The sequence below is a fragment of the Flavobacterium sp. genome (assembly GCF_027533505.1).
In the GTDB taxonomy this organism is placed as follows: Bacteria; Bacteroidota; Bacteroidia; order Flavobacteriales; family Flavobacteriaceae; genus Flavobacterium.
On record NZ_JAPZUB010000010.1, the window covers coordinates 38,388 to 56,444 of the forward strand.

An 18,057-nucleotide genomic window follows, 5' to 3' on the forward strand; every position below is an offset into this window, starting at 1 on the left:
CTCTCGCCTATGCCTGCGTACCGAATTTTAATTATCATGGAACAGCACGACGAAGACCATTATCTTCGTGAGTTATTGACCATGGCAGGCTATGAGGTTTTGATGGCGTTTAATGGAAAATCGGGCATCGCTATGGCGCAAGCTGAACAACCTGATGCGATTCTCTGTGAGGTGTTTATGCCTGAAATGGATGGATTTAGTGTGTTGGTTGTTTTATCCAAACAGGCGGAGACGGCGACAATCCCGTTTGTCTTTTTTGCCCATACCTACCACAAAGCCGACATCCGTAAAGGGATGGAATTGGGCGCTGACGACTATTTATCGCGGCCGTTTAGCGATGTACAACTCTTAAATGCCTTGGCGGTACGCATTCAGAAGCGGGAAAATCAACTCGATTATTTTAAAAACACTTATCGTATTGACCAAAACAAACCCTTGTATCAACAGGGAAAATTAGCTTTGGAACTGCTTAAGGACCAATCGATACAGCGGAAAATAAAAAAGAAACAGATTTTATTCTACGAGGGCGACAAGGTAATCGGCATCTACTATGTGCGCAAGGGGGCGATTAAAGTGACCAAAATTGCGCAAGACGGTCGGGAGCTAACGGTGCGTATCCACTCGACGGGCGATTATATCGGGTTGCACAATTTATACAACGAGCATACGCATACCGATAACGCCGAGGCGATGTCGGACTGTGAAATTAGCATCTTACCTATTCAGGAGTTTGAAAAATTAATCGAGCATCATCCTGAAATGGCGAGTAAATTTATCCATTTGTTATCACAGGAATCGAGTAAAACCGAGGAGCATTTGATTCGTATTGCTTACGACTCGGTACGAAAGCGCATTGCCAATTCGTTGATTAGTTACTTCAAAACCTACTGTCCCCATGGCGAAAGTATTCATTTGAGCCGAAACGAATTGGCCAATATTTCGGGCACTACTCCGGAAACGGTAAGCCGCACCCTCACCGACTTTGAGCAGGAAGGGCTTATACGGAAAGACCAAAACCGCATTGTGATTATCAATGCTGAGAAACTGCATTATTTGAAGAATTAGGTTGCAGTTTGCATTCTTCGAGCGGGGATTTAAAAGTCTTTTAGTGTTCAGCCCCGAAGGGGCGGGAGCAGTAGGCAGTGGGCAGTGTACAGTATACAGTGGGCAGTGGGCAGTGGGCAGTGGACAGTGGACAGTGTACAGTGGGCAGTATACAGTGTACAGTGTACAGTGGGCAGTAAGGGCTCAGCCCCGAAGGGTCGGGATCAGTATACAGTGTTCAGTGTACAGTGTACAGTGGGCAGTAAGGGCTCAGCAGCTCAGCTTCTCAGCGGCTTAGGAGCTTAAAAAGCAGTGGGCAGTGTTCAGTGTACAGTGTACAGTGTACAGTGTACAGTGTACAGTAAGAGCTCAGCTTCTCAGCTTCTCAGGAGCTTAGCAGCTTAAAAAAACAGTGTTCAGTTAGAGCTCAGCAGCTCAGCTTCTCAGGAGCTTAGCAGCTTAAAAAAACAGTGGACAGTGTACAGTGGGCAGTGTTCAGTGTACAGTGTACAGTAAGAGCTCAGCAGCTCAGCTTCTCAGGAGCATAGCAGCTTAAAAAACAGTGGACAGTGTACAGTGTACAGTTAGAGCTCAGCAGCTCAGCTTCTCAGGAGCTTAGCAGCTTAAAAAAACAGTGTTCAGTAAGAGCTCAGCAGCTCAGCTTCTCAGGAGCTTAGGAGCTTAAAAAAACAGTGTACAGTGTACAGTGGGCAGTGGACAGTGGACAGTGGACAGTATACAGTAAGGACTCAGCAGCTCAGCTTCTCAGCGGCTTAGGAGCTTAAAAAGCAGTGTACAGTGGGCAGTGTTCAGTGTACAGTGTACAGTGTACAGTAAGAGCTCAGCAGCTCAGCTTCTCAGGAGCTTAGCAGCTTAAAAAAACAGTGTTCAGTTAGAGCTCAGCAGCTCAGCTTCTCAGCGGCTTAGGAGCTTAAAAAAACAGTGGGCAGTGTACAGTGGGCAGTAAGGGCTCAGCAGTTCAGCATCTCAGGAGCTTTCAAATCCGTGCTATATCAGTGCTATATCCGTGCTATATCTGTGCTATATCCGTGCTATATCAGTGCTATATCCGTGCTATATCCGTGCTATATCGCTGGGGGTGGTCCCTACCCTTTCCGTGGTGATTTTGTGGTGCAAACGGGTTGGGAAAGGGAAAAATACCGAAGTGTAAGGGGAAAAATACCTGCTCGGGCGGGGAAAAATACTTTGCGAAATGGGGGAAAATACTGCTTTGAAATATGAAATAAATCCCTAATTATGAGTACGTTTGATTATATTTTTCCCACTTTGCTTAGCCACTTTGTTTTTTTTTAAGTAATTCATTATTGTATGGCGCTACCGAATATTCTTGAACTTCTGATTGCACTAGGCATGTTTTACTTCTTGTTTAGTACTCTAGTATCTATTCTTTTTGAATGGTATGCACACAAAACTGAAAAAAGAGGACGCTTTCTATATGAAACGTTACATCGCTTGCTGCAGGATCCCCTCAACAAAAACTATGGCGCTTTGCTTTACAGCCATTTTAGTATTGTTAACCTCCGCAAAGACGGGCACTCCCATCCGCAGTATATCTCGGCAGAAATGTTTGCGGACGTGCTTATTGATGTTATCGGAAAACAAGCAGAAGAAGTTCGTTTTCCGTTAAACATGTCAGCGAAAAATCCGACGCAATTACAGCATGTGGCCCTTGTGGAGAACCGAATCACCGACCCTTTTGAGCGCTACTGCAAGGGCGTAGAAACCATGCATTACAGTCCGCTGAAAAGTATGTTGCGCGGCTTTGGTGAAAAATCAACCAACTATAACGAATTGAAAACGTTGCTCATGAAGTGGTATGAAGACTATATGGCGCGTGTCACGGGCTGGTATAAAATCAAAATTAAAAATACATTAATCGGAATTAGTGCCTTGGTATGCGTTGCGCTCAATGTTGATTCGATTGCTTTTATCAAGAAGGTTAACAACGACGATCAATTTCGCCAATCGCTTGTAACACAAGCTGAGAAATTGGTCGCCCAACGTCTTGCCCAACGTCGTGAGGACAGTATTGTAAAGGGTTCGTCTACCGAACATATTACTTTTGTGGTAGGCGATAAAATGATACAACGGACCCTTCCCCTCTCGGCGAATGACTCAACCTATGTGGCGCAAATCAACGCGGTGGTTAAAGAAATTCAAAGCAATGCTATCCCGATTGGGTATACCGAGGATTTTCATTGGAAGCAAATGACTTGGAAGGATCGTCTGCTATGGGTGTTGGGGCTTTGTCTCTCGACCCTCGCTTTAAGTTTTGGCGCTCCGTTCTGGTTTGAAGTCCTCGTAAAAGCCGTAAACATTCGTAGAGCGGGTATTAAACCTAATGCATAAATCCTATGGAACCTAAATACAACATCCACACCCATATTTTCACGGGGAAATGTGCCCCAAAAGATTTTTTACAAGTCGCGCTCCCTTTGGGCGACGGGGTATCGGTTTTTTTAAAATGGCTTTTTGTCACACGTCCTGTATCGTGGCTGATCAAACGGTTGGGGGGACGCGTGCACAACCGGATGGTGCAGTTTTTGAAAATTGGGGTGATGACTTCACAACAGGAGATTTTTGAAACCCTCTGCGACAAGTATCAAAACAGTCCTTACAGCGACCTGAAGTTTATAGCGCTCACTATCGATATGAACTATATGACGGATACGAAGAACAAGCCTTATATCGATTTTCAAGCGCAGCTGCAAGAAGTGCTTGAAATAAAAAAAGCCTATCCGGCTCAGATTTTTCCGTTTTATGGCGTTGACCCGCGCAATTCGGCTACGGTATCCTTGTTGCCCGTACAGCGGGCTTTGGAAAGTGGAGCTTTTAGTGGGTTGAAACTTTATCCGCCTAACGGGTTCTTTCCTTTTGACCCGCGTTTGGATGCCTTGTATCGCTATGCAGAAGAAAAAGGGATTCCCATCATGACGCATTGCACTCGGGGAGGCAGTTATTATTTGGGAGAAAATGTATTGGCTTTACTTCCCGATGTGCCGCCTTCGTTAAACGATTCGCATCCTATTATGCCCAAGGTGGTGGAACGGATTAAAGCGTATAAAAATGCTTCGGACAAAGCCTTTCGTAAGGCTGCCTATGCCTGTAATTTGTTTACCCATCCTGAGAATTATTTGCCCGTATTGGACAAGTACCCTCGATTGAAATTGTGTATTGCACACATGGGAGGTGATATTGAAATTTTGGGGCCGACTAATGCCAACCGGAAACACGCCCAACGATGTGTTACGGCCATGCATTTGGAAGGCAGTACCGATACTTGGTATGGATTGATTAAATCAAAGTTGTTAATTCCCGCGTACCCCAATACGTACACCGATATTTCATATTCGTTGTGTGATGCGGCGTGTATGGCGGTGTTGCAAAGTGACTTGGCCAAAGGGGAAATTCCTCGTGATCGGGTATTGTTTGGTACGGATTACTTCATGGTGACCAAGGAGAATAGCGAATTGACCGTTACGGCAATTGCACAGCAGGCCCTGAAAGCCGATTTTGTCCCGATGATGACCGTTAATAATGCGCGTTATTTGTTTAAAGGGCAAACGGCCGCCCCCAAAGTATAAAGTTGTCATGTAGATAAATACCTTCTAAATAAGCAACGCCCCAAGACTACTTTATCTGTTAATCTATTTTCTTACAATCGTATTGTGTCTTCTATTTTAGACGTGTAGACACCCCATGACATCATTCACAATTTTAAAGAAAACATGAACCAAAAAAAAAGAATCTCTAAACACCTGAATTATGAAAACAGATCAAATTGCAAGAGTAATTATTGAAGACAATAGTGATGTAATTTTAAACATTACGATTGGGAATGCTCAAATTGGTGGTTCATTGATCCGCTGGAAAAATGAAAATACTAATTTGGGTAAAGGAAAAATAACCCATTTAACACTTGGACGAGGTAGCGTAATCAAAGGAAAAACGCTTGAAATACTAACCAATTTAGTGGATATAAATGAACAGACAAATAAACTAATTGTTACTTATTTCCTTCAAAACGTCACAGATCCAGTGTACACTTTAATTGACCAATTCGAAAATGAAGGCGCTCATTTTAGTTTTTCACTTTCAATAACTTTTAATTAAATAATCAAAATGAAAAAAATCAAACTCCTATTCATATTTACAGCAACTATTTGCTTCGGTCAAACTGATTTTCAATTTGATGAATTAAACATCCCTAGTGCTCCGGGTCTTGTTTTATTGGACCAATCGCCTTCAAGTATTGAAAAACCAACAAATCCAAAAGATGTTACATTTACAATGCTCTCTATAGCAAATGGAGGTGGAGCCGTAGAATTTTCACCTTATTGGTTGAAAAATCATGCTGACTATACTGTAGATAAAGATTTCAAGAAAAAGTTTCCAATTCTGCAAACTTTAGCATTTTCATTTACTTCAATAACTAAAAATGACACGCTTCAAATTGGGGGCGGTTTTCGATTTCAACTTTATCGTGAGTATCAAAAAGAAGTAAGTGCATTAAAAAAGTTAGAAGAAAAAATTTCAACTTTATTAGCAAATGTGACCTACGACCGCGCTGAAGTAGATAAACTTATTGAAGAACTAAAAGATGCTCGAAAAAAAATAAAATGGAATATCGAATTTGCAGCTGCCATGACAGGTTTTGGAACAACCTATTCCAATCTATCAATATCAAAAATTGGTGCATGGTTAAATTTTAGACATACTCCCATAAATTCATTCTTAGATATTGTACTTTTAGCCCGATACTCCAAAGAATTTAATGAACATTTTACGCCATTCAATTCAGAAAATTTTGATTTTGGTGTAAGTCTTTCCCATCAAGGAAAACGATATGACATTAATTTTGAATACATTCACAGGAGTGATTTAACAATTAGCAAAAACTTTAATCGCTTGACTGCTGTACTGAATTACGAATTATTCAAAGGTGTTTATGGTGTTGCCTCATTTGGTAAAAATTTTAATATTGTAGAAAATCTATTCACTATCGTTGGAATCAAGTTTGGTATATCCCGTCAAAAAATGAAATTAGAGAACTAATTTAAAATAAATATAACTTACTTCGCTTTAACGCTTAATACCTGTTAATTTCATAAGTGCTGTAAGCGGTCTAAAGCGAACTCGGTACCTTCCCCACATGGGTGTTTTGTGTTGCAAACGGTTGGGAATGGGTAAAATACCGAAGTATAAGGGGAAAAATACCTACCCGGGCGGGGGAAAATACTTTGCGAAATGAGGGAAAACCCTAGTGATTTATTGAAAACGATTTCTCACCTTTGTGATGGTTAGTTAAAATACGACACGCGTACCCTTGCGTAAATCGCTTTTATTGGCCTTGCGTTAATTGAAATCCCCTATCGGCTTGACTGGTTGGGGATTTTTTGGTAGGTTTGGGGGAATAAGAATAGATATAAAATGGCCGATAAAAAAGTAAAAGCAGATATTAACTTCGAACAAGAATTATGGAAGGCAGCCAATGAGTTACGTGGAGCTGTCGCCGAAAATCAATATAAAGACTTTGTGCTTCCCATGATTTTCTTGAAGCATATGTCGGAACGTTATGAGATACGCCGCGAGGAACTGCAGTCGTTAATGGAGGATAAAACGTCCAGTTATTACACTGAAGATCGAGACGAACGCCATTATGTCTTAGAAGACTCTGATGAATATCTTTCGCAAAACATCTATATTGTTCCTGAAAAAGCCCGTTGGAATTATTTAATGGCGAATGCCGAACAAGATAATATTAAAGTTTTGGTTGATGATGCGTTCGAACTACTGGACGCTACACTTGGTCAGTCTCGACCTGACTTAAAAGGAATACTACCCCGTATATTTGTTAAGAGTCAGTTAACTGCTCGACAAGTTGGCGGATTGATTAATTTACTATCTCACCCCAAGTTATCGCAAAAAGAGAATCCCGAAAGTGATGTATTGGGTCGTGTGTATGAATACTACATTGGTAAGTTTGCCTTGGCAGAGGGCTCTGGTGCGGGACAATTCTTTACTCCCGGGAGCATTGTGCGTTTGATGGTTGAAATGATTGAACCTTATGAAGGAAAAATCTTTGATGCCGCCTGTGGTAGTGGCGGTATGTTTGTTCAGTCCTTAAAATTCTTGGAATCCCATGGTGGTGACAAACGCAAAATTTCTATTTATGGGCAAGAGCGATATGACGGTACATTGCGCTTGTGCAAGATGAACTTAGCTTTACGGGATTTATCCTTTGATGTCCGCTTGGGCGACTCGTTGTTGCAAGATAAGTTTCCTGATTTGAAAGCAGATTATATCATCGTTAATCCGCCTTTCAATGTGAGTCAATGGCATCCCGAAGACTTACCGGAGAACGACCCCCGCTTGTTTGGACCCAAAGAAGAATTTACTACCGATGGCAATGCCAACTTTATGTGGATGCAAACCTTTTGGAGTCATTTGAGTGACCGAGGAACCGCCAGTGTAGTGATGGCAAATGGGGCTATGACCTCAAACAATAAGGGAGAGAAGAATGTACGGGAGTTTATGGTAGACAACCACATGGTAGATTGTATTGTACGTTTACCCGATAAGTTATTTTTAACGACGGGAATACCGGCTTGTATTTTTATTTTGAGTAAAAACCGGGATGGTAAAGACGGCGAGCACCGCGAACGCAAAAATGAAATTCTCTTTATTGATTGCAGTAAAATGGGAACCATGGAAAGCCGAAAGCTACGGATATTTACCGATGCCGATATCGATCGTGTGGCAGCGACCTACCATGCTTGGCGCAATGTGAATGCTGACAAGTATCAAAATATTGACGGCTATTGCTATGCAGCCTCATTAGAGGAAGTACGCCAACAGGACTATAAACTGACCCCCGGAATTTATGTAGGTACCGAAGAAGTGGAAGACGATGGGATTCCCTTTGAAGACAAGATGGCAGGTTTACAGGCTACCTTGCAAGAGCAGTTTACCAGAGGGAATGAGTTGCAAGCAAAAATATTGGAGAATTTTGAAAAGTTATAGTAATAAAAAAAGCAACTCTAATAGAGTTGCTTTATTTCCTAGGAACTAAGAAGTAAACTTTAAATACTAGAAAAACCTAATAATTAAGAGGAGAACTACTGTAGTTCCTTTATGTATTTTTACAATAAATGTTCATAATAATGGTACAAATATAACAAGTTATGATTAAAGTTAGACCAAAAATTGTATTAAATTTAATAGAAAGTTTTTTCTATGAAAAATCATTAGAACTATTACATAGAAATACAATTGATACAAATAGACTTAAACTAAGTAATCCTTTATTAATAATAAAGGAACTAGTAAGTGTTTGTAGTGATTTATCAAAAAATAAACTTAAAAATCATGATTATGCAACTAGTGTAATAAAAGAAACTTTAAAGTTAACTAAAGATAATCATCATTTAAAATCGACAGTTATTAGCATAGATTACTTTAATGCTTTGATTGAGAAATCAAATAAAAATGATTATTTAAAAATTGTTCATGCTGGAAATTTAATTCTAAATGATAATAAAGATTACATAAACACGCTTTTTGAAGAGATTCATAAAGTAATAGTCGCAAAAAGAACAGATTTAGTCTTGGACTATAATGACATGAAAAAGTTCAGCAGACTAATTGAGTATTTATACGTTGAACTTTGTTCAATCGGATATTCAAAATTTTATTTATATCGTTTTTTAACTGCAATATTTTCTGGCGTTGATGCATTAGATTTTGATGCTCGATACAGTATCATGAAATCATTAAAAGATAGGTCATTAGAGAAATTCGAGGTGATTTTTGGTTTGGATTCTACAAAATTTCATAAAACAAAAGTGAAATTATTAACAAATGATTTAAAGATTTTAAATAAAAGTGAAAAAACGAGGATTTCAGTTATTACAAAAAGTAAAATTGATCCATTTTTTACTGAGAACGATGAACATTTATTATTATCAATAAATGTAAAGACAAAAGACTATTATCAAGCTTTAAATTTGTCAAGAAGTAAGCTATTAAATATTTTAGATGTTTTGTATTTGGGACACAGTGACAAAAATCTATCATTAATAAAGGATTGTTTCATTGTTGGTGCCAATCAGCCTGATAAAGCTAGTTCATTACCTACAATGTATCAAATTGATGGTTATTATAAGAGTAATAATAAAGTTTACAAAGTGTTAATTGAAAAATTTAAAAAAATTAATAATTCAAACGTAAACGAAGAAACAAAAAATAAAATTAATTCTGGCATTCGATATTTGAGAATGGGAGGTGAATCAAGTGAAATAATTAATAAATATATAAATTATTGGATAGGTTTAGAATATATATTTTCAACTTATGAAGCAGACTCTTATACAATTGGCAGATTAAAAGAATATTTTAAAAGAGCTCATGCACTTATTTACATAAAAAGAAATATTAATGATTTTCATAAGGATATAAAAACACTTAACGAACATCACTTAATTCCTGATTATAATGATGATTTGGAATATTTAAAAATAGAAAACAATTACAATTTACTTATAGCGTCTTCAGCCTCTCCATTACTTAGATTTAGAGCAGAATATTTTAAGAATTTACTAATGGATATTGAAAAAGTTAGAGCCGCATTAGAGAATCATCAAAAAAACCTTGAATGGAATCTAACTAGGATTTATAGAATAAGAAATGAAATTGTTCATAACGCTGCAATTAAAGAAGATATTGCCGTGCTTACTTCTCATTTACGATATTACCTAACATTCATTATAAATGGCTTAATAGACTTTATAATTAACAATCCAAAAGATGTAAATAATGATGATCAAATTACTATAGATGATTATTTTATCTTTCAAGATTTAACATTGTCAAGTTTAGAAAAAAAAGGAGTTGAACTAAATGATTTAATTACCATAAAAAACCCTTTGGAAGTAATAATATAAGTATGCCAAACAACCGGAAAACATATAAACTAGGAGATATTGCTGATATTCAAAACGGTTATGCTTTTAAAGCGGCTGAATTAGTGGATAAAGGAATTCCTGTGATTAAAATTAAAAATATAATATCTCCAAATGTATCCATAGAAGATGTTAGTTATTATAATGGGAAATTAACAGATAATATAAAAAGGTATATTATCGAAAAAGGTGATTTTTTAATTTCAATGACTGGTTCTACTGTGAATGTAATGAGTTCGGCAGTTGGCAAAATGGGTAGGTATAGATTAGATGACAGATCATTAATTAATCAGCGAGTTGGTAAAATATATTTGACTAAACCAGATATTGCATCATTTGAATATGTATGTCAATATTTAAATAGATATGAAATTCATTATAATTTAGCATTAAACGCTACAGGTAGTGCAAATCAAGCAAATATTTCACCTGCACAAATAAAGGATATTGAAATATCATTACCTTCATTAGAAGAACAAAAATCAATAGCCGCTATCCTCTCCGCAATCGACGACAAAATCGAAAACAACCTCGCCATCAACAAAACCCTTGAAGAAATGGCTATGGCGTTATACAACCACTGGTTTGTCGATTTTGGACCGTTTCAAGACGGTGAGTTTGTGGAAAGTGAGTTGGGAAGAATTCCTATGGGTTGGGAAGTGAAGAGGTTGGATGAGATTTGTAATATTACCATCGGTAGAACTCCACCCAGAAAAGAACCAAAATGGTTTTCTCAAAATGAAGGAGTAAAATGGATTTCAATAAAAGATATTGGTAACTCTGGTATATACATTTCAAAAACAAGCGAATATTTGTCTGAAGAAGCCATAAAGAAGTTCAATGTGCCTGTTATTAATCCTAATACAGTTATATTGAGTTTTAAACTAACCGTTGGAAGAGTAGCAATCTCTTCTGAAAGAATGCTTTCGAATGAAGCAATAGCTCATCTAAATAGAAAAGATTCCGAAATTCCAGTAGAATATATATATTCATACTTAAAGTTATTTGACTATAATTCATTAGGTAGTACTTCATCAATTGCTACTGCTGTTAATACGCAGACGATAAAAGCAATGAAAATAATAATTCCGGATAAAAAACTATTGAATAGTTATTTTGAAAAAGTAAATACAATTTTTGAACAAATAAAAATAAATCAAAATGAAAACCAAACCCTAACCCAATTGCGTGATACGTTGTTGCCTAAGTTAATTAGTGGTGAGGTGCGGTTGAAAGCGTTTCGGGAGGAAAATGAAAAAAGGGCTTAACGCCCTTTTTTAATACTGTATTTCTGCCAGATAGTCTGTAAACTTTTTGTTATTGGAGTTGGCGATTTTCTCTGTTTGCTGCTCCAATATATCAGGGGTAATGAATTCAAAGTTCGCTTTTAAATTTGAATAGGTAATCTCAAACAAATTGTGTGCTGGGGTGTGCAATGGCGGCTCTTCAAATACGATTTGAATGGGTTTAACCCCTACTCCCGTTTTTTTGGCAAAATATTGTAAAGCTGCGTGTATCGACTGGGTTTCATAGACATTATTGACCACACTGTGTTCTGTCAAATTGAAATCTAAGGTTTGTATCGCGCTAATGTCCCCGTTCTTGGTAATTAATGCCACATCGGTATCTTTAAAAACTCCAAGAAAATGTAACGGATCAAAATAGAATTTTAAATCGGCTTTATCTTCTAAACCTTCTTTTTCAAAAGCCGGTTTAATTTTCTGCGCAAAGGTCTGCGTTTTTACTTCGACAACTTCAAAAGGCTCCCCTACAAAGTGAAGAAAATAGCTTTTAAACTTTTCAATTGTAAAATTAAAGGGTAAAGAAGCAGGCTCTGAAAAACTCAGTATACCGTTATTGTAGGCATTCAAATAGGAAAAGTATTCTTTGGAAAAAATAGACTTTTCAAATTCAATGGTGATTTGATTTTTTTGGAGTGCTTTATTGGTTTCGTTAACGCTATTTTTAATTTGCTGAATACTCTTTTTCGCTAATGTGCCAATGCCTATTTGCGACGGAGCTAATTTATCGAGCAAATTCAATTTACTTTTAGAATAATGAAAAAAAACTTGGTTCTCGGTTACAGCCAATAACGCCACCACCACTTTCTCTAGAGAGACTGGATTGGTTTGAATGCTAATGGTACTGAAAAAAGTTTTCATTATTAAAAAAAATCTTTTGTTACTAAAATAGTTTCTCGAACCGTATTTATTCGTGCTTCGTTATTTAGATATAGGTGAATCCGCTGTGCTAAATTAGGTGTAAGATCCCAAATATCAGTTAATTGTTCAATAACCCCATCAATAATCGGCTGATGAGAAACTTGGAGCAAAGGTATAAAATTATCTACAGTTTCCACGTTCCGTCAAGACGACAATAGCGAAAAACGAAACTGTTATATACATACTAAAATAAACGTATTTCGTGTAATTCAAACGCCAACTTTATACTTACTAGCCATAGATATTAGGGGATATTTTAATTTTACTAACAATTCAAAAATTTTATTAAAATTTAGAAAAAATAGGCATGTATTTTGTAGAAGTTCTTTTAAAACAATTGTACTTTTAGAATTTATTGATTGTAAAAAAATATTCCTATTATTGTATAATATTTTACATATTTATGTTTGAAACCATCGTTCATCAAACTCTACAAAATAAAAACAATAATGAAGAAGTAGAGGCTAATGGCCCTTATCCAACAACGGACTTAAAAAATTCTTTTTTAGGTACGGGTTATTATTTTTGGGATTATCATATTGAACTAGCTAAGTTTTGGGGTAAAGTTAGATGTAATAACAAATACATTATTTGTGAAGGTGAATTAAAAGTGGATAAAAATGATTTTTTAGATCTAGTTGGTAGTAGAGCTGATCAGATTCATTTTTTAAATTTAGTTTCAACTTTAAAGATGCAAAATCAATCAATTGGAAAAACAATAGAAGCACTAAAAGCTCTAGAAAAAGAGCAAAAAGGAATTTTTCCTTACAAGGTAATAAGAGTTATGGATAGTTTACCCAAAAAGAAATTTCCTCAAACTCAACATAAATTTTCAAACAAGGAAAATTACTCAATTTTGACACCAATGTACATTATTTGTTTGTTAGAGAAAAATAAATTAATTTTGCCGACGTTTAAAGTTATTTTTTCTAATTAGATTTAATACCTTTACATAATGGTTATGGAAAAAAAAATAATGCAGAGCAACGCAATAGATTTATTGAATAAACTTATTGCAAAAAAACCACAAAAGGTTCAGGAAATCATTGAGTTCAGTTCAAATACTGATATCGATGGACCAACCTATGAAGAATATTTATCTTCATTACATGAGCATTCTATTTTAAATAATTGTTCTGTTAGCTCCGAAGTAGAAGTTGATTATATGCGTATTCAGTCAGCATACATAGATATACCTTTAACTTTTGAAGTAGAACAGGAGCCACCTATCCTGATTAAGACACGTAAAAGAAAAAAAGACTCTGTAATTTCACAGAGTCTTTTTTTTTATATAATATTGTACAATGTTAGAAGCAAAAAGAGCAGAATTTAAATTTGTAAAGTTTCATATTCCTCGTTTCAATTATAATGAAACCAGAGAAAATCAAGGTGAGCTAAAAATGCAGTTTAGTCCCCGAGGAATATATTCTCCAAAAGAAGGTAAATTTGAACTTTCAATATCTTTTACTGGATTCGAAAAAAATAAAAAGAGAAAACCTGTTATTTCTCTTGATTGTGTTGCGGAGTTTATTTTTACTAATAAAATAGGCTTTGAAGAAATTCCTGATTATTTTTATACAAATTCGGTTGCTATAGTTTTTCCATACCTCAGGTCTTTTATCAGTACTGTTACATTACAAGCGAATACAGGTGTAATTATGCTTGGAGTTATGAATTTTATGGAAATTACTCAACCACTTAAGGAAAATACAACTGTAGCAGAAAGTACTATTTAATTAAATAGGAAATATATCGATTTACAAAATCCTTCTCTTAATCGACGGTTTACTCTAATCTTGGTATTATCTAAAGTCCCCTGTGCTACTTCTACTAGCGCAATTTCAGGTGTAGGAATTCCAAGTTCTTTTAAAAGAAAATGCGCCACGACTTCATAAGCGAGACAGTTGATTTCAGTCCTATCAAACTGGGTCAGGTATTTACAATAATACGTTGCATCATCATCGCAAATAAATTTGAGGGGAGCGTGTCCAGAGGTATTTAATTCTTCGATTAAAAATTCTGTACTTACTCTTGGAATAGCTATCATAGTTGTGCGTATAATTAAGTAAATGTACATTTTTTATAAAAAAAATACTATTTTTAGACTTTAATTCCCTCCATGACCACAGAAGCCGTAATAGAACAAGCAACCATTGACTGGTTAACCGATTTAGGGTATACACACAAACACGGGACAACCTTTACCTTTCCTGAAAATGAAGTCGTAGATAAAGCTACTTTGTTGGCATTTATACAGCAGCAACACCCGCATTTGCCTGCGGAGTTGTATCCCTTAATTGTAGCGGAGTTTGTCAATAACAAAGGCGCTGATTTGTTGTATCGCAACCGTGATTTTCATTTGAAGTTAACCAAAGGTTTGGACTACGAATACCAAGATGCTAACGGTAATGAAAAAGCAGTACACGTCTACCCTATTGATTTTCAAAACCCTGAAAAGAATACGTTTTGGGTAGTCAATCAATTGAGCATTAAAGGCAAAAACAAACGCCGTCCAGATGTGATTGTGTACATTAATGGTTTGCCTTTAGTTGTTTTTGAATTAAAGAATTGGTTTGATGAAAACACTAATTTGCAAGAAGCATTTAATCAAATTCAACATTACACCAAAGATATTCCGTTGTTGTTTGAATACAACGTAGCCACAATTGTAAGTGATGGTAACGAAGCCCAACACGGTATGTATAATGCTTCTAACGAATGGTATGCGGCCTGGAAAAGTATTGATGGGACGACCATTGTTGATAACGATTTTCAAATGCATACATTGTTATTTGGTTTGTTCCCCAAAGAGCGGTTATTGAATTACATTAAAAACTTTGTCTTTTTTGAAGACCATAACGGCACCTTGATTAAGAAAGGCGCTAAATACCATCAATTCTTTGGCGTTAACTTTGCTGTTGAAGCCGCTATAAAAGCCATTCGTCCCTATGGAGACGGTCGTATTGGAGTGATTTGGCATACCCAAGGAAGCGGAAAAAGTATATCCATGGCTATCTATGCCGGAATCTTACGCAGCTTACCCGAATTGAAAAACCCCACTATTGTAGTACAAGTTGATCGAAGTGATTTGGATTTTCAATTGTATGAAAACTTTGTATTGGCCAAAGACTTAGTAGGCGATGTACAACATGCTGATTCTACGGATGATTTAAGACGACTGCTTTCGGCAGGAAGTGGTGGTGTCCTATTTACTACCATAGAAAAATTTCGATTGAAATCAGGTAATGAGGATTCGTTAGGCGAATTAGAACATCCTATTTTATCGGAACGTGAGAATATCATTGTGATGGCGGATGAAGCCCACAGAACGCAATATGGCTTACTAGATGGTTTTGCCTCTAATTTACGTAAGGCCTTGCCGAATGCTTCGTTTATTGGATTTACAGGAACGCCAGTAGATAGCAAAGATGCTGATACGCAAGAAGTGTTTGGAGAAACCATTCACGTGTACGATATTAAACAAGCAGTAGATGATAAAGCGACGGTTCCGATTTATTACGAACCTCGATTGGCCAAACTGCATTTAGCCAATGAAAATTTAGACTCCGAAGTCGATGCTTTAACATGGGAACAAGAAGACAGTTCTAACTTAAAATGGGCGGCTTTAGAAGATGCCGCAGGTTCGCAAGAACGAGTAGAAAAGATTGCTAACGATATTTTAAAGCATTTTACTAATCGTACCGAAACCTTACCCGGGAAAGCGATGATTGTTTGTATGAGTCGTCGGAACAGTGTGAAAATGTATGATGCCCTTACACAACTTGAAGGCTGTCCTGAAGTTGCGGTAGTAATGACCGGGAATATTTCTAAAGACCCTGTGGAATGGAATCCGCACATTAGAACACAAGAAGCTACAGAAGCTTTGAAAAAGCGCTTTAGAAATCCGAAAGACCCTTTACAGTTAGTAATAGTTCGTGATATGTGGTTGACTGGTTTTGATGCACCTTGTGTGCATACGATGTACGTCGATAAGATCATGAAGGGGCATAATTTAATGCAAGCTATTACGAGAACCAATCGCGTATTTAAAGACAAACCTTCGGGCGTAATTGTAGATTACATTGGAATTGGCGACCAGTTACGAAAAGCAACCGATAAGTACACTGGTGGCGGTGGTAAAGGAGAGCCGACTATTGATATGGAACAAGCGATGCATATGTTTTTCAATCAAATAGAGGCTTGCAAAAATATGCTACCCGAAAACACCGATTACAGCCAGTGGAAAGCCTTGCGAGAAAGTGATAAAATGTTGTTGGTAAAACAAGCTTTAAATGCCTTATTGAAATACGATGAAGTGGCGGAGCGATTCATGGTTGAAGAAAAGAAACTGACTGGTTTGTTATCTATTGTAAAATCGCAACCTGAAATTCAGGAATATGCCATTGATATTTTGTTTTCGCAACATGTATCGAAAGCGATACGAAATGCCAAAACACCTGGGGGAAACATCAGATCGACACAAAACGAGATCAAAGAGTTGATTAGTAGAAGTATCGAATCGGATGATATTATCGATGTATTTGCCATGGCAGGTATTGAAAAAGCCGATATTTCTATTTTAGACGAGCAGTTTTTGTTGGGTGTAAAAAAAGACAAAGACAGTATTGCTATCAAAATTGAATTATTGAAGAATATTTTGAAAGACGAAATTAGAATGCGTTTACCTCAAAATATCAAGAAATATACTTCGCTAAAAGAAGAATTAGAAAAAGTAATCGACCGTTATCATGCCAATGCTATTGATTCGTACACCACAATTGCCGAATTAGTAGAGCGTGCCAAAGAAATGCAAGACGAAGACAAGCGTAAATCGGAATTAGGTTTGTCGGATGAAGAGTTGGCATTCTATGATATTCTAGCGGCCAAAAAAGACATCATCAACGAAGCTGGCCCCATTCAAGACGTGGTACACAACGTAGTCAAAGCCGTAAAAAGCAACTTACAAATCGACTGGACCAACAAAGAAGACGCTAAAGCCGCGATTCGTTTGGCTGTTAAAAAAGAACTACGTGGAAAGGTCAGTATGTTAGAATTAAACGCTATTCTTCAAGACATTATGGAACAGGCAGAAGGGCAGTTTAAAGAGTGGAGGGCTTAAAAGTTTTAACTATGTTTACAACCGAAAAAATTAAAAAATTCCAAGCCTTTCTAAATCAAGACCCCCACAATCGTTTTAATTCTTGGAAACATTGTTACATGGCTTTTGAAAATCAAAACCTTGAGGCTGATTATCTTGCTTTGCATTTGGGTTTCTATTTAGCTAGTTGGGGTATGTATAGAGGTTCAACGGGCTTACTTCAGAAAGATTATAAAATTCATGTTGAGGCTGTTCAATTGATAAAGAAATATTATCATTTGCGTTGTACCTCAACATTTGAAGTTAATAAACAGCATATAGAGGATATACTAAATTTAAAACAACAATTATACGAGTACTACAATAGCTTTACTTATCAAAATAAAGAAGCCTACAAAGCAAAGCCCCCTACTGATACCTTACTTTCAAAAATTATACTGGGTACTTTAGGTTGTACACCCGCGTTTGATCGATACTTTAATGAAGGTATAAAACAACATCACCACAAGGCTTATAAATTTGATAAGAAAGCAATGTTTGCGTTATTTTCATTCATTGAACAGCATTATCAAGACCTAATCGAATTACAAACCTACTTAGCCCGACTAGAGGGAGTACATTATCCGCTATTTAAATTAATTGATATGTATTTTTGGAATGAGGGGTATACTATGTCACAAACAAAAGATATTTAGTAATAAAGACGCTTTTA

General features: G+C 36.7%; 15 protein-coding genes. 13 read left to right on the forward strand and 2 right to left on the reverse strand.

Annotation, left to right across the window (positions count from 1 at the left end):
• Positions 1-36 precede the first annotated feature (36 nt).
• From O9316_RS03135 to O9316_RS03170, 8 genes are all read left to right on the forward strand, one after another.
• Complete coding sequence (locus O9316_RS03135; protein ID WP_298346967.1) at positions 37-1,065, forward strand: cyclic nucleotide-binding domain-containing protein; 1,029 nt, start codon at positions 37-39, stop codon at positions 1,063-1,065.
• A 1,308-nt stretch (positions 1,066-2,373) separates the two neighbouring features.
• Positions 2,374-3,414, forward strand: coding sequence for a hypothetical protein (locus tag O9316_RS03140; protein WP_298205315.1), 1,041 nt, complete (start codon positions 2,374-2,376; stop codon positions 3,412-3,414).
• 5 nt (positions 3,415-3,419) lie between these two features.
• Positions 3,420-4,649, forward strand: coding sequence for an amidohydrolase family protein (locus O9316_RS03145; protein ID WP_298205316.1), 1,230 nt, complete (start codon positions 3,420-3,422; stop codon positions 4,647-4,649).
• 181 nt (positions 4,650-4,830) lie between these two features.
• Positions 4,831-5,178: a hypothetical protein gene (locus tag O9316_RS03150; RefSeq protein ID WP_298205317.1), complete on the forward strand. Its 348-nt coding sequence runs from the start codon at positions 4,831-4,833 to the stop codon at positions 5,176-5,178.
• Between the two features lie 9 nt (positions 5,179-5,187).
• On the forward strand, positions 5,188-6,120 hold the full coding sequence (locus tag O9316_RS03155; protein WP_298205318.1) for a hypothetical protein: 933 nt from the start codon (positions 5,188-5,190) through the stop codon (positions 6,118-6,120).
• 375 nt (positions 6,121-6,495) lie between these two features.
• Entirely contained in the window at positions 6,496-8,088 is a 1,593-nt protein-coding gene (locus O9316_RS03160) for a class I SAM-dependent DNA methyltransferase (RefSeq protein WP_298205319.1), read from the forward strand.
• 161 nt (positions 8,089-8,249) lie between these two features.
• Entirely contained in the window at positions 8,250-10,007 is a 1,758-nt protein-coding gene (locus tag O9316_RS03165; RefSeq protein WP_298205320.1) for a hypothetical protein, read from the forward strand.
• Between the two features lie 2 nt (positions 10,008-10,009).
• A complete protein-coding gene (locus tag O9316_RS03170) occupies positions 10,010-11,293 on the forward strand; it encodes a restriction endonuclease subunit S (protein WP_298205321.1) in 1,284 nt (427 codons plus the stop codon).
• Positions 11,294-11,302: 9 nt separating this feature from the next.
• On the opposite strand, the gene O9316_RS03175 is transcribed toward O9316_RS03170, so the two are convergent.
• Complete coding sequence (locus O9316_RS03175) at positions 11,303-12,187, reverse strand: hypothetical protein (protein ID WP_298205322.1); 885 nt, start codon at positions 12,185-12,187, stop codon at positions 11,303-11,305.
• 463 nt (positions 12,188-12,650) lie between these two features.
• Between O9316_RS03175 and O9316_RS03180 the strand changes: the two genes are divergently transcribed.
• Genes O9316_RS03180 through O9316_RS03190 form a run of 3 tightly spaced genes read left to right on the forward strand, consistent with a single transcriptional unit; the run spans position 12,651 to position 13,983 of the window.
• The gene (locus O9316_RS03180; protein WP_298205323.1) at positions 12,651-13,184 is read left to right on the forward strand and encodes a hypothetical protein; all 534 of its coding nucleotides are present in this window, start codon (positions 12,651-12,653) and stop codon (positions 13,182-13,184) included.
• 24 nt (positions 13,185-13,208) lie between these two features.
• Complete coding sequence (locus O9316_RS03185) at positions 13,209-13,580, forward strand: hypothetical protein (RefSeq protein ID WP_298205324.1); 372 nt, start codon at positions 13,209-13,211, stop codon at positions 13,578-13,580.
• Positions 13,552-13,983 (forward strand): protein-export chaperone SecB, encoded by a 432-nt coding sequence (locus O9316_RS03190; protein ID WP_298205325.1) that lies wholly within the window; start codon positions 13,552-13,554, stop codon positions 13,981-13,983. Before O9316_RS03185 ends, O9316_RS03190 begins: the two co-directional genes overlap by 29 nt.
• Here the strand turns inward: O9316_RS03190 and O9316_RS03195 are convergent.
• The gene (locus O9316_RS03195; protein WP_298205326.1) at positions 13,980-14,294 is read right to left on the reverse strand and encodes a hypothetical protein; all 315 of its coding nucleotides are present in this window, start codon (positions 14,292-14,294) and stop codon (positions 13,980-13,982) included. The two genes, O9316_RS03190 and O9316_RS03195, sit on opposite strands and share 4 nt — an antisense overlap.
• A gap of 72 nt (positions 14,295-14,366) precedes the next feature.
• On the opposite strand from O9316_RS03195, the gene O9316_RS03200 reads away from it, so the two are divergent.
• Together O9316_RS03200 and O9316_RS03205 are read left to right on the forward strand one after the other, a co-directional pair.
• Entirely contained in the window at positions 14,367-17,366 is a 3,000-nt protein-coding gene (locus tag O9316_RS03200; protein ID WP_298205327.1) for a type I restriction endonuclease subunit R, read from the forward strand.
• Positions 17,367-17,377: 11 nt separating this feature from the next.
• Complete coding sequence (locus O9316_RS03205; protein WP_298205328.1) at positions 17,378-18,040, forward strand: hypothetical protein; 663 nt, start codon at positions 17,378-17,380, stop codon at positions 18,038-18,040.
• The last annotated feature ends 17 nt before the right edge of the window (positions 18,041-18,057 follow it).

Coding starts and splice junctions, on each gene's coding strand:
- O9316_RS03145 (WP_298205316.1), top strand. CDS start 3,420: ATGGAACCTAAATACAACATCCACACCCATATTTTCACGGGGAAATGT.
- O9316_RS03200 (WP_298205327.1), top strand. CDS start 14,367: ATGACCACAGAAGCCGTAATAGAACAAGCAACCATTGACTGGTTAACC.
- O9316_RS03185 (WP_298205324.1), top strand. CDS start 13,209: ATGGAAAAAAAAATAATGCAGAGCAACGCAATAGATTTATTGAATAAA.
- O9316_RS03150 (WP_298205317.1), top strand. CDS start 4,831: ATGAAAACAGATCAAATTGCAAGAGTAATTATTGAAGACAATAGTGAT.
- O9316_RS03195 (WP_298205326.1), bottom strand. CDS start 14,294: ATGATAGCTATTCCAAGAGTAAGTACAGAATTTTTAATCGAAGAATTA.
- O9316_RS03135 (WP_298346967.1), top strand. CDS start 37: ATGGAACAGCACGACGAAGACCATTATCTTCGTGAGTTATTGACCATG.
- O9316_RS03155 (WP_298205318.1), top strand. CDS start 5,188: ATGAAAAAAATCAAACTCCTATTCATATTTACAGCAACTATTTGCTTC.
- O9316_RS03175 (WP_298205322.1), bottom strand. CDS start 12,187: ATGAAAACTTTTTTCAGTACCATTAGCATTCAAACCAATCCAGTCTCT.
- O9316_RS03180 (WP_298205323.1), top strand. CDS start 12,651: ATGTTTGAAACCATCGTTCATCAAACTCTACAAAATAAAAACAATAAT.
- O9316_RS03205 (WP_298205328.1), top strand. CDS start 17,378: ATGTTTACAACCGAAAAAATTAAAAAATTCCAAGCCTTTCTAAATCAA.
- O9316_RS03190 (WP_298205325.1), top strand. CDS start 13,552: ATGTTAGAAGCAAAAAGAGCAGAATTTAAATTTGTAAAGTTTCATATT.
- O9316_RS03165 (WP_298205320.1), top strand. CDS start 8,250: ATGATTAAAGTTAGACCAAAAATTGTATTAAATTTAATAGAAAGTTTT.
- O9316_RS03160 (WP_298205319.1), top strand. CDS start 6,496: ATGGCCGATAAAAAAGTAAAAGCAGATATTAACTTCGAACAAGAATTA.
- O9316_RS03170 (WP_298205321.1), top strand. CDS start 10,010: ATGCCAAACAACCGGAAAACATATAAACTAGGAGATATTGCTGATATT.
- O9316_RS03140 (WP_298205315.1), top strand. CDS start 2,374: ATGGCGCTACCGAATATTCTTGAACTTCTGATTGCACTAGGCATGTTT.